The following is a 13,221-nucleotide window of genomic DNA, read 5'->3' on the forward strand; positions in this document are numbered from 1 at the left end:
CACGACCCGAATGGAGAGGGGCGAACGTTGTCCGACAGCGGATGGCCGGCCGACCGGATCGACACCGAGCACGCGCACTCGGCCCGGATCTACGACTACATCCTGGGAGGGAAGGACTACTACCCCGCCGACCAGGAGGCGGGAGACGCGATGGCCCGGGAATGGCCCGCCCTGCCCGTGCACATGCGCGCCAACCGGGACTGGATGAACCGCGCGGTGCGCTGGCTGGCCGAGGAGGCGGGCATCCGTCAGTTCCTCGACATCGGTACCGGCATCCCCACCTCCCCCAACCTGCACGAGATCGCGCAGTCGGTGGCCCCCGAATCCCGGGTGGTCTACGTGGACAACGACCCGATCGTCCTCACTCTCTCCCAGGGACTGCTGTCCAGCACGCCCGAAGGCCGGACGGCGTACATCGAGGCGGACTTCCAGCACCCGGAAGCGGTCCTCGAATCCGCCGAGTTCCGCAGGACCCTGGACCTGACCGAGCCCGTCGCGCTCACCGTCATCGCGATCGTGCACTTCGTCCTGGACGAGGACGACGCGGTCGGCATCGTCCGCCGCCTCCTGGAGCCCCTGCCCTCCGGGAGCTGTCTGGCCATGACCATCGGCACCGCCGAGTTCGCCCCGGACGAGGTGGGCCGCGTCGCGCGCGAGTACGCGGCCCGCGACATGCCGATGCGGCTGCGCACCATCGACGAGGCCCACGAGTTCTTCGAGGGCCTCGACCTGGCCGACCCGGGAATCGTCCAGGTCCACAAGTGGCGTCCGGACGGCACGGGCGAACAGGGCGTCCGGGACGAGGACATCGCGATGTACGGCGCCGTGGCCCGAAAGCCGTAACGACGCGGAAGGCCGCGGCTCACCCGGCCCGGGGCGGGTGAGCCGCGGCCCGCCAACCGTGTGTCCCGGGCCGAACGGGCGTACGCCCCCTCGTCAGATCATGCGGAACAGGTCGGCGGCGGAGTGGACGTCGGTGAGGTCCTCGACGGAGCGCAGGTTGTCGCACAGGGCCTCCAGGACGGAGCCCTCCTCGGCGACGCGCGGGGCTCCGACGGCCACGCCGAAGACCCGGAAGCCCAACAGGCGCTTGGCGTCGTTCCAGCCGCGCATCCACTCCTCGGTGACGCCGCAGTCGTCGTCGGTGAGCATCACGATGTCGCCGCGGGAACGGGCGGCGTCGTTGAACTCCTCCTCGAGCACTTCGCTCGCCGCTGTCAGCGGGCTCTGGTAGCTGGTGCCGCCGCCCAGGAAGGTCTCCGCGAAGTCGAGGGTCCGCGCGATGCCGGCGGGCCGGTCGGCCGGGAAGCGGTGGATCCGCAGCCTGCCGGCGGCGGAGAACAGGATGCCGACGAAGTCGCGCCCCGCGTGGCGGGCCTGGTCCAGCAGCGCCAGGGCGCACGCCTTGGCCCACGCCTCCCGGGTGATGCCGCCGGGCCCCGCCTCGTACATGGAGTGCGAGGTGTCCACGCACGCGATGATGGCGCCCCGGCCGGTGTCCTGCTCACCCTGGCTGTCGTAGAGCATCAGCTCCCCGGCGGCGTAGCGCGCGGCGAACACCGCGCGCAGCTCGGGCAGGCCGAGGGCGGCCAGCTCGGAGGGGACGACGCGGGAGAGGTCGTCACCGAGCGTGACGCCGACCAGCTCGCCGGTGGCGTTCTCCACCTTCCGGGCGCGCTCGCCGCCGGCCATCTGCCGGAAGCGGCCGATCAGTTCGGCCCACTGTGCGAGCCGGCTGGTGCGCAGCCGCTCGGCGAGCCGCGCCCGCTGATCGAACGGCATCCGCTCCAGTTCGCCGGGGCCGACGCCCCATGCCCGCATCAGCGCGGCCTCCTGCCGGGCCGCCGCGGCAGCCTTCGCCAGCGCGTTCCGCACGGTGGCACGAGTGCCGGGGGCCGCCGTCGCGAGGGCCTGCGTGGCGTCCTGGGCGGCCTGCTGAGCGGCGGCCTCCGCGGTCTTGACCGCCTGGTGTACGGCGTCGGCCGCCGGAGCCGGCACCGTGCCGTCCTCGGTGGTCTCGTCGGCGGCCCGCTGGAGCACTTCGGACACGGCGGTCGCCGCGGCCTCGGCCTCCCGCCGGCTCTTCCGCGCCCGCTCGGCCTGTTCCCGGGCGGCCCGGGAGCCGTCCAGGAGCCGGCGCAGCGCGGGGGCCTGGGCCAGTACGGCCATGGCGGCCGCGTAGAGGTCGCCGGCCGTCTCACGGTGCAGCCCGGTGAACTCCGAGGACTCCAGCAGCGATGCGATGATCTGGTGGTTGACCAGCCGCGAAGGGTCCATCTCCATGGGCTCGCGCAACCGCGGGCCGACCTTGTAGGCGGCCAGGAACACGTCGGCCAGGAGGTCGGAGGCGTGGTGGTGGCGCTCGTTCAGTTCCTCGGCCAGCTCGCGGAGTGCGGCCGCCTGCTCGTAGGTGTCGCGCCACGCCATCCGGTCGAACCCGTCCGCGACCACGGCCGCCGTGTGCCGTTCGGGAGCGGGGGACAGGGCCGGCCACTCACCGGCCCGGCCCGCCGGCTCCGCGAGTCCGCCCGGTGTCGTCTCGCCCGTCGTCCTGGTCATCCTGGTCGTCCTGGTGTTCAGGGCTGGGCCTGCACCATGCTCGCGTCCACGCCGAGGGCCTCGGTGAGGACGCGGGCGCGCACCGCGCGCTGACGGCCGGTGACCCGGTCGATGGTGGCGGTGGAGCGACCGGCGCCCGCCGCCTCCTCGCGGAGCTTCTCCAGCCGCCTGCCCGCCATGGCCAGCTGGTTGTGGGCCTTCTTGATGACCCACTCGCTCAGCGCCTCGCGGGACTGCCCGGCCATCGCGTCGAGCTGGGCCTCCAGCTCCTCGACGGTGTCGGCGAGGTCGAGCGCCTCCTTGGCGTCCGGGTTGACCAGCTGCAGCACCTCGCGTTCGACGGTCGGGCGTTCGGCGGGGGAGTCCCACAGCACGTGGGTCAGCACCGACAGGTCGGTCTCGGCGACCGTCGGGCGGCCGTCGAGGTACGCGGACGCCTGGAGCAGGCCGACCGCCTGTCGCCAGCGGCGGTCGGAGGCGACGAGCTCCTTGCGGCGCAGCGCCGCCCGCAGCGTACAGATCGCGTCCACGATCGCGTCGGGCACGGCCACGGCCGGGACCGCCTCGGTCACCGCGTGCCGCAACGCGGCCAGCTCGACCGTGGTCCGTGCCGGCGTCGCCGGGCGGCTGACGGCGGAGCGGACGAGCGCGGCGAAGTTCGAGGGGTCCTCCAGGTACTTGACCTCGATCCGCACGAGCAGCCGGTCGTAGATCGCGGCGGAGTCCTCTCCGCTCGGCAGTTCGTTGCTCGCCGTGATGGCACCTATCAGCGGGCAGCGGATCGGTTCACCACCGCTCTCCGGGTGGTAGATCCGTTCGTTGAGGTAGCCCAGCGTCTCGTTCAGGGCCGCCGTCGAGCACTTGAAGATCTCGTCGATGAACGCGACGTGCGCCGTCGTGGCACGGCCGTCGTAGACCTGCCGGTACTCGCCCCGGGCAAGCGCGGCCACGTCGATGGGACCGAACATCTTCGTCGGCGCGGTGAACTTCGACAGGAGGATCTCCCAGTAGGACGCCCCCTCGATCCTGCCCGTGAGTTCCCGGGCCATCTCGGACTTCGCCGTACCGGGCGGGCCGAGTACCAGCGAGTGCTGACCGGCCAGCAGGGTCACCACCAGCGTCCGCACCACGTCTGCCCGCTCGTAGAAACGGTCCGACAGCTCGTCGCTGATCGCTCGCAGCCGTTCAGCCGTGTCCTGCGAGACCTGTGCCCCCTGTGCGTCCTGCGGCCCCATGGCCAACTCCTTGCCTCTGGCGTCCGGCTGGGCTGGTGAGACGCAGCCTATCCCGCGGCATTGCCCGTCCCGGCGGTCGAAGCCACCCGGGCCTCAGCGCACCGGGGACGGCGTCATGGGTGCGGGGCAGCCTCCTGGGCACGGTCGAGCCGGGCGGTCGGCCGGACCGGCCAGGACGTCACCGACGTCGCTTCGGCCGCGTGTGCGGCCCTCGGCCTCGTGAACCTCGTGAACGGCCCTCAGCCGAGCGTGAAGCGCACCGGCGTCCCGACCGCGGCCTGGGCCGCCGCCGCGAGGGCGGGTTCCGCGACGACCGCGACGACCGGGTAGCCCCCTGTCGTCGGGTGGTCGTGCAGGAAGATCACAGGGCGTCCGTCCGGCGGAACCTGCACGGCGCCCAGCACCATGCCCTCACTGGGCAGTTCGCCGGTCGACGCCCGCTCGAGCGGTGGCCCCTCGGTGCGCAGCCCGATCCGGTTGCTGTGCGGGGAGACGTGGTAGGTGGCCGAGGCGAGGGTGCGCAGGGCGGCCGGGGTGAACCAGTCGGCGCGCGGGCCCAGGCGTACCGGCAGGACCAGTTCGGTGGGCGGCCCGGGCCACGGGGCGGCGACGGGCAGTGCCATCGGCCGTGCCGGAACACCCACCGGCACGACGTCCCCGTCCCGCAGGGGTGCCGGGCCCAGGCCCGAGAGCAGGTCCGTCGAGCGGCTGCCCAGGACGGGGTCGGTGACGATGCCCCCTCGCACCGCCACGTACGAGCGCACGCCCGCGGTCGCCGTCCCCACGTTCAGGACCGCGCCCGCCGGCACCCGCACCGGAGCCCCCCAGGCCGCGGGCCGCCCGTCCACGGTGACCGGGCAGTGCGCACCGCCGACCACGGCGGTGACGGCGCGGTCGGGCTGGAGGGCGCACCCGGTCAGGGTGGTTTCCAGTACGGCGGCGCCCGGGTCGTTGCCCAGCAGCCGGTTGGCGAGCCGCATCGCGGGGGCGTCCAGGGCGCCCGAGCGGGGCACTCCCAGGTGGGCATGGCCGCGCCGGCCCGCGTCCTGCACCGTGGTGAGCGCGCCGGAGCGCACCGTGGTCAGCTTGGCCGTCATCCCGTGGCCTCCGAGGCGGCGGTCGCCGTGGTGAAGCGCACACGGGTCCCCGGGGCGAGGAGCGCCGCCCGGTCCCGGGCGGGGTCCCACAGCGGTCCCGGGTCCGGCGTGGTGCCGATCAACTGCCAGCCTCCCGGCGTGGAACGTGGGTAGACGGCGCTGTAGGGGCCGGCGAGTGCGACCGCGCCGGCCGGAACCCGGGTCCTGGGGGTGGCCCTGCGGGGCACGTGCAGCTCCGCGGGAAGCCCGGTGAGGTAGGCGAAGCCCGGCGCGAAACCGCAGAACGCGACACGGTAGGTGCGGGAAGCGTGGCGTGCGGCGACCTCCTCGGGGGCGACCCCCCACAGCGCCGCGACGTCGGCCAGGTCCGGCCCGTCGTAGCGCACGGCGATCTCCACGACGTCCCCGTCGTCGTCGGCGGCCGGCGGCACCTCCCAGCCGGCGATCCCGCGGGCCAGCGCCTCCGGGTCCGGCACGCCGTCCAGCAGGACGGTCCGCGCCCCGGGCACGATCTCCTCCACGGGCGGCAGGATCCCGGCGGCGCGCCGGCGCAGCACTTCGGCGTGGAAGGCCGCGGTGCGTTCGGCGTCGGGCAGTTCGACGAGCAGTGCGCGGCGACCGGCGGGACGCGCCGTGAGGGAGCGGCTCCCCGTCATGCGAACGCCCCGATCCCGACCCCCGATGTCTCCAGCGCCTCGCGCACCCGTACCGCGATCCTGGCCGCGTTCGGGGTGTCGCCGTGCACGCACAGGGACCGGGCGGCGACCGCGACGGTCGTTCCGTCCACGGCCTCGACCGCCCCTCGCACAGCGAACGCCAGCGCGCGCCGTACCACCGCGTCCTCGTCCGTGACCACGGAGTTCGGCTCCCGGCGGGGGACGAGTGTGCCCCGCGCGGTGTAGGCGCGGTCCGCGAAGGCCTCGGGTACGCCGGCGAGTCCCGCCTCCCCGGCGGCGGTGAGCAGCCGTGAGCCGGGGAGGCCGAGCACGGGCAGCGCCCCGCCCGCGAGCCGCACCCCGGCCACGACGGCACCGGCCTGCTCGGCGTCGTGGACGGTGCGGTTGTAGAGCGCGCCGTGCGGCTTCACGTAGGCCACGTCGGCTCCGGCGGCCTGGGCGAACACCCTGAGCGCGCCGATCTGGTAAGCCACCTCGGCCGCCAGTTCGTCGGCGGGCACGTCCATGGCACGCCGTCCGAACCCGGCCAGGTCGCGGTAGGACACCTGGGCGCCGATCCGCACCCCGCGCTCGGCGGCGAGGTCGCAGACGCGGCGCATCACCGAGGGGTCGCCCGCGTGGAAACCGCAGGCGACGTTGGCGCTGGTGACGACGGAGAGCAGGGCGTCGTCGTCGGTGAGGGTCCAGCGGCCGAAGCCTTCACCGAGGTCTGCGTTGAGGTCGATCACGCTCTGAACGTAAACGATTGTTGAACGATCCGACAAGGGGTCGATGAGGGTGCGTGACGGGTGGCCCGAAATCCACCTCTTGTTAGATCGTTCAACGATCGCTAGTGTCCGTGCATCTGCCACGTATCTGGAGCTATGGTCCGAGGACCGATGAAGCCGCGGCTCCGAAGCTCCCGGATCCGTGCCCTGCCCCCTCATGCCTGAAGAAGGCCACCGAATGATCGTTCTCCTCGGTGTGGTCGTGGTGATCCTCGGATTCGTCACGCGCCGCAACCCCGTCCTCGTGGTGGGCGTCGCCGGTATCGTCACCGGACTGCTCGGCAAGATGGACCCGCTGGAGGTCCTCGCGGCCTTCGGCCGGTCCTTCGCCGACAGCCGCTCGGTCACCGTCTACGCCATCGTGCTCCCCGTGATCGGGCTGCTCGAGCGCTACGGCCTGCGCGAACAGGCCCGCAACCTCATCGGCCGCCTGGGCAGGCTCAGCGCCGGCCGGTTCCTCACCGTCTACCTGCTGGTCCGGCAGGTCACCGCGGCCTTCGGCCTGAACAGCATCGGCGGCCCGGCGCAGACCGTGCGCCCCCTGGTGGCGCCCATGGCCGAGGCCGCCGCCGAACGCTCCACGGGGGCCAAGCTCCCCGACCGGCTGCGCGAGAAGGTGCGCTCCTACTCCGCGTCGGCCGACACCGTGGGCGTCTTCTTCGGCGAGGACTGCTTCATCGCCATCGGCTCCATCCTGCTGATCACCGGCTTCGTGAACTCCACGTACCACCAGGAGATCGAACCGACCCAGCTGGCCCTGTGGGCGATCCCGCTCGCGGTCTGCGCCTTCGTCATCCACGGTGCCCGGCTGCTGCTCATGGACAAGCAGCTGGAGCGCGAGATGGCGCTGGCCGCCGCCGAGCACGACCTGCCGCTTCCCGAGGGGGCCGACAAGTGATCAAAGTCGAATGGCTGTACTGGCTGATAGGCCTCGTCTTCGTCGTCATGGCCGTCCAGATGGCCACCGACCGCAGCAATCCCAAGCGCTGGACGTCCGCTGCCTTCTGGGGCCTGCTCGGGCTCACCTTCCCCTACGGCACCGGCGTCGCCAACGCCACGGCCGGCAACGGCGGCTGGACCCTGCCCGCCGAACCGCTCGGCGTCGCCGTCCTGACCCTGATCGTGCTCGCCGGGTTCAACTTCCTCGGCAAGGGCGTCCCGGTCACCACCACCGGCGAGCAGCGCGAGGCGTCCGCCGCGCGGCTGGGCAGCAAGATCTTCGTCCCCGCGCTGACCATCCCGCTCGTCGCCATCGTCTGCGCCTCCGTGCTGGACGAGTCCGGCCTTTTCGAATCGGGCAAGGCCACACTCCTCGGGCTCGGCCTCGGCTGTGTCGCCGCGCTCGTCGTCGGCATGCTGATCACCGGCGAGAAGAAGGTGACCGTCCCGCTCCACTCCGGCCGCTCCATGCTGGAGGCGATGGGCTCCGCCCTGCTGCTGCCCCAGCTCCTGGCCGTGCTCGGCTCGATCTTCGCCGCCGCGGGCGTGGGCGACCAGGTCGGAAAGATCGTCAACGACGTCCTGCCGGAGGACTCCAAGTACCTCGCGGTGATCGCGTACTGCGTCGGCATGTTCCTGTTCACCGTGATCATGGGCAACGCCTTCGCCGCGTTCCCCGTGATGACCGCGGCGATCGGCTGGCCCATCCTCATCCAGCAGATGCACGGCAACGAGCCCGCCGTCCTCGCGATCGGCATGCTGGCCGGTTTCGCCGGCACGCTGTGCACCCCGATGGCCGCCAACTTCAACATCGTCCCGGCCACCCTGCTCGAGCTCAAGGACCAGTACGGGCCGATCAAGGCACAGCTGCCGACGGGCATCGCGCTGCTCGGCTGCTGCACCGTCATCATGGCGCTCTTCGCCTTCTGAGCCCCCGGCTCCCGGTTCCGGCCGGCGCCCGCCCCACCCGCAAGGAATGCCCATGACCCGCGTCCTCATCACCGGCTTCGCCCCCTTCGGCGGCGAGCGCGTGAACCCCTCCTGGCAGGCGGCCTCCCTGGTGGCCGCCGAACCGCCCGCCGGACTCGACGTCACCGCCGCCGAACTGCCCTGCGTCTTCGGGAAGTCCCTCGACGTCCTGCGCGACGCCGTCCACGCCCACACCCCCGACCTGGTGCTCTGCCTGGGCCAGGCGGGCGGACGCCCCGGCGTCACCGTCGAACGCCTCGGCATCAACGCCGACGACGCGCGCATCCCCGACAACGCCGGCCGGCAGCCCATCGACGAACCGGTCGTCCAGGGCGGCCCCGCCGCCTACTTCTCCACCCTCCCCATCAAGGCGTGCGTCGCCGCGATGCGCGAGGCCGGCGTCCCGGCCGCCGTCTCCAACACGGCCGGCACCTTCGTGTGCAACCACGTGGCCTACGGCCTCGGCCACCTCATCGCCACCGAGTTCCCGCACGTCAGAGGCGGTTTCGTGCACGTGCCCTGGGCGCCGGAACAGGTCACCGACGGCACCGCGCCGTCCCTGCCGCCCGCCACCGTCGCCCACGGCCTGCGCGCCCTGCTGGTCACCGCCGCCCGCACCCCGGCCGAGCGGGACCTCAAGGTCACGGAAGGAGCCACCCACTGATGCCGCTCAGCGCCTACGCGGCCCCCTTCGCCGGGCTCGCCCTCGCCAACATCACCCGCGAGTACCCCAACTTCCCCGCCCACCTGATCACCTCTCCCGACGAGCACCTCGCCCCCCGCTCACTGCACCCGGCCTTCTACGGCGCCTACGACTGGCACTCCTCGGTCCACATGCACTGGCTGCTCGTCCGCCTGCTGCGCCGCCACGGCGGGACGCCCGCACTGCCGGACACCGAGCAGGCCGTCGCCGTACTCGACCGGCACCTCACTCCCGGCAACCTGGCCGTCGAAGCCGCCTACCTCCGCGACCGGCCCTCCTTCGAGCGGCCCTACGGCTGGGCGTGGCTGCTCGCGCTCGCCGCCGAGTGCCGGGCGCTGCCGGGTGAGGCCGGCGCCCGCTGGGCCGCCGCGCTGGAGCCGGCCGTCGCCGCCGTCGACGGGCTGCTGACCGACTGGCTGCCCAAGGCCACCTATCCCGTACGCCACGGCAACCACCCCAACAGCGCCTTCGCGCTGAGCCTCGCCCTCGACTCGGGACAACTGTCGGCCGCGACCGACCGCGCCGTGCGCGAGCGCCTTCTCACCTGGTTCGCCGACGACCACGACGCACCCGCACACTGGGAACCGTCCGGGCAGGACTTCCTGTCCCCGGCACTGAGCGAGGCCGACGCCATGCGCCGGGTGCTCCCGAAGGAGACGTTCGCGGCGTGGCTCGACCGCTTCCTGCCCGCGCTGCGCTCCGGTGCCCCCTGCCCCCTGCTGGACGTACCGGTCGTCTCCGACCACGCCGACCCGCAGATCGGCCATCTGCTCGGCCTGACCCTCAGCAGGGCGGCCGCGCTGCGCTCCCTCGCGGACGCCCTGCCGGACGGACCGGCCCGCACCCGCCTGGGCGAGGCGGCCGACGCGCACCTCGCGGCGGGCCTGCCGGCCGTGGAACGCGGTGACTTCACCACCGACCACTGGCTGGCCACGTTCGCCGCGCTGGCACTCGACCCTGTTGCCTGCGACTGAACAGGTGGTCACCGGCGATGGCGGGCACACGGTGGGCACGACCGCCCAAGACGCCACCCGGGCGTTCGCGTCGACCCGGTCGTCGCACCGGGTGAGGCCGGTCGCCGCGGCGGAGCCCTCGCCCCGACAGGCGGGCGCGGGGCCGAAGCAGTGACCGACTTCGCGGGTGAGGGCCGCGACGCCCGGGAGGCGTGCGCAAGCTGGGCCGTGTCGGCGATTACCATGTGGTCGGTTACGGCGAGAAGAGCGACGTATCCGCCATCGACAACATCCCCCGATCAACTTCATCGGCTCCCACAGCGAGCTGTGCGAACTCGTGGTGCCGGCAGTCAGGGCAAGGTCCGGCTGCACACCACCCCCACCCCTGGACCGCTACCAGGAGGCCGTGGACGACCTCGAGGCAGGACGCGTCCGAGGGCGCGATCCCGTTCCCTGAGTGTCGGACCGGCCATCCCCTGAACGCCCGAAAGGCTCTCCATGATCTTCATCACCGCAAGGTTCCGCGTCCGGCCCGAGCACGCCGACGCGTGGCCCGACATCACCCGTGCCTTCACCGAGGCGACCCGCGGCGAGCCCGGGTGCCTGTGGTTCGACTGGTCCCGCAGCGTCGACGACCCGACCGAATACGTGCTGGTCGAGGCGTTCCGTGACGACGAGGCCGGCGCCGCGCACGTCGGTTCCGACCACTTCGCCGAGGCCCGTAGGACGCTGCCACCCCACCTGGTGGAAACGCCGCGGATCGTCAACGCGACGGTCCCGCAGGAGGACTGGTCCCTCCTCGGCGAGATGGCGGTCCCGGACGAGGGCTGAGCAGGCGCCGGCGCACCGGTCTGTGGGCCTCCCGCGAACGGAGGCCCACAGCCGGTAGCCGCCTCGGAAAGGACACCTGGACCAAGGGGCGCCGTGAGCTACGCGGCGTGCGAGGTGTTCAGGGTGCGGGTCAGTACCGAGCCGACCGGCTCACCTTCGAGCAGCCCGCCGAGCTCCTCGACGCCCTGCCGGCGCTGAGGTGCGGCGAGTGAGACGTACTGCTCGATACGTTCGTTGAAAGTTCGCCGATACCTCGCGTAGAGCCCGTCGTCTTCCCGGATACGGCCTGCCAGCTCGACGAGGGCCACAGTCCCGGCGAAGTCGTCCTCCGGCAACGCGTGAGACGGCACCACGTCCGTGAACCGGCCGCCGCTACGGCCGAACAGCGTGCCGTGCAGCGCTCGCATGGTGAAGACATGGGCGTAGTGCTGCTCGTGGATCGCCAGGGGCAACCGCCCCAGGGCGATCGATTCGTGAAGCGCCGTGAGCCCGGGAGCCAACAGGCAGTCCGCGGTACTCGCCGTGACCTGGAGCAGCTCCCGCTGGCGCAGGAAACAGCAGTCGGCCTGTCTGCCCATCACCGTGACGGTCCGCTCCCGACCCCTGCCGAACGGGCCGCCGCAGACAAGGACACGGCGGAAGCGCGGCCAGTCACGCAGCAGGTCCGGAATCCACCGGCGCAGCAGGAGCAAGTAGTCGTTGTTCACGTCGAAGTCCAGGAAGAAGTTCTTGAACCCACCGACGTTGATCAGCAGGTCGTACGCCGGCTCGGTGGTGCGTACGACGTTCCGGAGCCCTTCGACGTCGATGATCGGTCCGGTCCGGTGTATCTCGGGACCGGTGACCAGAGCGCCGAGCTCGGCTGCGCGCTCGGCAACGCCGGGGAAGTTCTGTACGACGCTGTGCGTGGCGAGCAGGTGAGCCGCGACAACCCGCTCGTGTGGCGAAAGACGTGTCAGATGGCGGTCGGCGGACCTGTAGCAGGAACGTGGCATGGAACGGCAGAGTGCGTGGATTCCGGCCGGCGAGTGTGCGAGCCGCCAGAAACTGAACAGGGAGTCCACCATGGTCACCGGCCGCCGCGCCACGACCGACCGGAACACCAACTCGGCGTCCATGACGGAGACCACGTGATCGCAGCCTCGCAGCAGATCCTCGATCACCGCCGCCCCGGCCTGCTCCGGCATTCCGCTGGTGTCGTACACGTAGTCGAAAGCATCGGGGTTGCGCCGGGCGAAGACGGCGGCGACGCCGTCGCCGACGAACACCCGCTCGTGCCCGGGAAGCTGCCGGGAAACCGCGACGAGCTCGGATGCCGGACCGAAGCCGCAGTTCTGCGCCCCCATCACGATCCGCACGTCACAGCCTTCCGCCGGTGGTCCCCTGCGGACAGTCCGCCCCGCCGGAAGCGGCGGTGAGAACCTCGACGAGCCGCTCGGCGAAGTCGGCCGGATATCTGGCGTAGCCGACGTGCCCGCCGGGGAACAGCTCCAGTTCGCGGCCGAGCCGCTCGGCGAGGACGAGGGCCGGGCGGTGCACGAGGTCCCCCCGTGAGGCATGCCCACCGGCCCACACCACCTTGTGCGCCACGCCTTCGAGTGCCGCCGGATCGGGCACGAAACGCGTGAAGGGCCGGACGAAGTGGGTCAGGAAGAAGTCGGTGTTGTTGTGCACCTCCGGCAGGGCCGGCGCGGGCCGGCCACCGTGGAGGGCCTGCAGTTTGACCAGCGCCGGTGCCATGCCCTCCCGGCGATACGTCCGGCAGACGTCGTCGAGGAGCGCCACGTGCCGGCCGGCGTCGGGAAGAACGCTCAGAACAGGCGGTTCGTGGGCGACGGTCAACCGGATCCTGTCCGGGTGGCGGATCGTGAGTTCCAGGGCTATGAGTCCGCCCGAGCAGCTTCCGAAGACGCACACGCGCTCGTCCGGACCGGCGAGGTGCCGGATCAGCCGGTACGCGTCGTCGGCGTGCTCCTCGACACTCTGGTCCACCGGGTCGCCGTCGAGCGCGCTGCGTGAATTCCCGCGCGGGTCATAGGTGACGACACGATGGTCCGCGGCCAGGACGGAAGCCAGGCGCTTGTACACGGCCGCATCGGAGTTACCTCCTCCGATGAGCAGCAGAAAGGGGCCCGCGCCCCGCACTTCGTAATAGATCTTCGCGCCCGGCACCGCGAGCGTCCCGCTGTTCAGTGGGTTCATCACGCTCCAATAGCACAGCCTGTGTGACAACACAGCGTGTCACATCCACCACGGACAGTGCAGGGCGTGCGGGAGCCCGCAGGGCCCAACTCATCACGCTCCGCGGTCACATGCGCTTCTCACTGCTCCCGCGCGCCGGTCTTGTCGCAACCCGCCCCGGGCATACCCACCATGGCGCCCGCCTCGAAGGAGGTCCCATGGCCGACAACGGACCGCGGACACACGCGCCCGCCCTGAACACCGGCACACGACCAGTGCGAGCGTGACCGCCTCTGCCTGTGAATACGGC

13 protein-coding genes are annotated in these 13,221 nt (G+C 72.1%); 6 read left to right on the forward strand and 7 right to left on the reverse strand.

The genetic code is table 11. The annotated features are described in order from the left end of the window. Positions 1-27: 27 nt before the first annotated feature. On the forward strand, positions 28-843 hold the full coding sequence (locus ACZ7G3_RS24405; protein ID WP_426599101.1) for an SAM-dependent methyltransferase: 816 nt from the start codon (positions 28-30) through the stop codon (positions 841-843). Positions 844-936: 93 nt separating this feature from the next. On the opposite strand, the gene ACZ7G3_RS24410 is transcribed toward ACZ7G3_RS24405, so the two are convergent. The 5 genes from ACZ7G3_RS24410 to ACZ7G3_RS24430 form a co-directional block, all read right to left on the reverse strand. Next, entirely contained in the window at positions 937-2,559 is a 1,623-nt protein-coding gene (locus tag ACZ7G3_RS24410; RefSeq protein WP_470928234.1) for a VWA domain-containing protein, read from the reverse strand. Between the two features lie 17 nt (positions 2,560-2,576). Beyond that, positions 2,577-3,794 carry an AAA family ATPase gene (locus ACZ7G3_RS24415; protein WP_470928235.1) on the reverse strand — a complete coding sequence of 406 codons (1,218 nt, stop codon included), beginning with the start codon at positions 3,792-3,794 and terminating at the stop codon, positions 2,577-2,579. A gap of 239 nt (positions 3,795-4,033) precedes the next feature. After that, a complete protein-coding gene (locus ACZ7G3_RS24420; protein WP_470928236.1) occupies positions 4,034-4,891 on the reverse strand; it encodes a 5-oxoprolinase subunit C family protein in 858 nt (285 codons plus the stop codon). After that, the gene (locus ACZ7G3_RS24425) at positions 4,888-5,547 is read right to left on the reverse strand and encodes a 5-oxoprolinase subunit B family protein (RefSeq protein WP_470928237.1); all 660 of its coding nucleotides are present in this window, start codon (positions 5,545-5,547) and stop codon (positions 4,888-4,890) included. Before ACZ7G3_RS24425 ends, ACZ7G3_RS24420 begins: the two co-directional genes overlap by 4 nt. Beyond that, a complete protein-coding gene (locus ACZ7G3_RS24430) occupies positions 5,544-6,296 on the reverse strand; it encodes a LamB/YcsF family protein (protein WP_470928238.1) in 753 nt (250 codons plus the stop codon). The genes ACZ7G3_RS24425 and ACZ7G3_RS24430 overlap by 4 nt, the downstream gene beginning before the upstream one ends. A gap of 217 nt (positions 6,297-6,513) precedes the next feature. On the opposite strand from ACZ7G3_RS24430, the gene ACZ7G3_RS24435 reads away from it, so the two are divergent. From ACZ7G3_RS24435 to ACZ7G3_RS24455, 5 genes are all read left to right on the forward strand, one after another. After that, on the forward strand, positions 6,514-7,233 hold the full coding sequence (locus ACZ7G3_RS24435; RefSeq protein ID WP_426599107.1) for a DUF969 domain-containing protein: 720 nt from the start codon (positions 6,514-6,516) through the stop codon (positions 7,231-7,233). Next, a complete protein-coding gene (locus ACZ7G3_RS24440) occupies positions 7,230-8,204 on the forward strand; it encodes a DUF979 domain-containing protein (protein ID WP_470928239.1) in 975 nt (324 codons plus the stop codon). The genes ACZ7G3_RS24435 and ACZ7G3_RS24440 overlap by 4 nt, the downstream gene beginning before the upstream one ends. Before the next feature lie 52 nt (positions 8,205-8,256). Beyond that, positions 8,257-8,907, forward strand: a complete 651-nt coding sequence (gene pcp / locus ACZ7G3_RS24445; RefSeq protein WP_470928240.1) for a pyroglutamyl-peptidase I — start codon at positions 8,257-8,259, stop codon at positions 8,905-8,907. Next, positions 8,907-9,920: a DUF2891 domain-containing protein gene (locus tag ACZ7G3_RS24450; RefSeq protein ID WP_470928241.1), complete on the forward strand. Its 1,014-nt coding sequence runs from the start codon at positions 8,907-8,909 to the stop codon at positions 9,918-9,920. Before pcp ends, ACZ7G3_RS24450 begins: the two co-directional genes overlap by 1 nt. Before the next feature lie 477 nt (positions 9,921-10,397). Further along, positions 10,398-10,730 carry a putative quinol monooxygenase gene (locus ACZ7G3_RS24455; protein ID WP_426599111.1) on the forward strand — a complete coding sequence of 111 codons (333 nt, stop codon included), beginning with the start codon at positions 10,398-10,400 and terminating at the stop codon, positions 10,728-10,730. A gap of 98 nt (positions 10,731-10,828) precedes the next feature. Here ACZ7G3_RS24455 and ACZ7G3_RS24460 read toward each other — a convergent pair whose 3' ends face one another. Then, positions 10,829-12,088: a hypothetical protein gene (locus ACZ7G3_RS24460; protein WP_470928242.1), complete on the reverse strand. Its 1,260-nt coding sequence runs from the start codon at positions 12,086-12,088 to the stop codon at positions 10,829-10,831. A 1-nt stretch (position 12,089) separates the two neighbouring features. Then, complete coding sequence (locus ACZ7G3_RS24465; RefSeq protein ID WP_470928243.1) at positions 12,090-12,932, reverse strand: alpha/beta fold hydrolase; 843 nt, start codon at positions 12,930-12,932, stop codon at positions 12,090-12,092. Between the last annotated feature and the right edge of the window lie 289 nt (positions 12,933-13,221).

Source organism: Streptomyces sp. NPDC037271 (assembly GCF_055603605.1).

Coding starts and splice junctions, on each gene's coding strand:
- ACZ7G3_RS24410 (WP_470928234.1), bottom strand. CDS start 2,559: ATGACCAGGACGACGGGCGAGACGACACCGGGCGGACTCGCGGAGCCG.
- ACZ7G3_RS24415 (WP_470928235.1), bottom strand. CDS start 3,794: ATGGGGCCGCAGGACGCACAGGGGGCACAGGTCTCGCAGGACACGGCT.
- ACZ7G3_RS24420 (WP_470928236.1), bottom strand. CDS start 4,891: ATGACGGCCAAGCTGACCACGGTGCGCTCCGGCGCGCTCACCACGGTG.
- ACZ7G3_RS24425 (WP_470928237.1), bottom strand. CDS start 5,547: ATGACGGGGAGCCGCTCCCTCACGGCGCGTCCCGCCGGTCGCCGCGCA.
- ACZ7G3_RS24435 (WP_426599107.1), top strand. CDS start 6,514: ATGATCGTTCTCCTCGGTGTGGTCGTGGTGATCCTCGGATTCGTCACG.
- pcp (WP_470928240.1), top strand. CDS start 8,257: ATGACCCGCGTCCTCATCACCGGCTTCGCCCCCTTCGGCGGCGAGCGC.
- ACZ7G3_RS24450 (WP_470928241.1), top strand. CDS start 8,907: ATGCCGCTCAGCGCCTACGCGGCCCCCTTCGCCGGGCTCGCCCTCGCC.
- ACZ7G3_RS24455 (WP_426599111.1), top strand. CDS start 10,398: ATGATCTTCATCACCGCAAGGTTCCGCGTCCGGCCCGAGCACGCCGAC.
- ACZ7G3_RS24465 (WP_470928243.1), bottom strand. CDS start 12,932: ATGAACCCACTGAACAGCGGGACGCTCGCGGTGCCGGGCGCGAAGATC.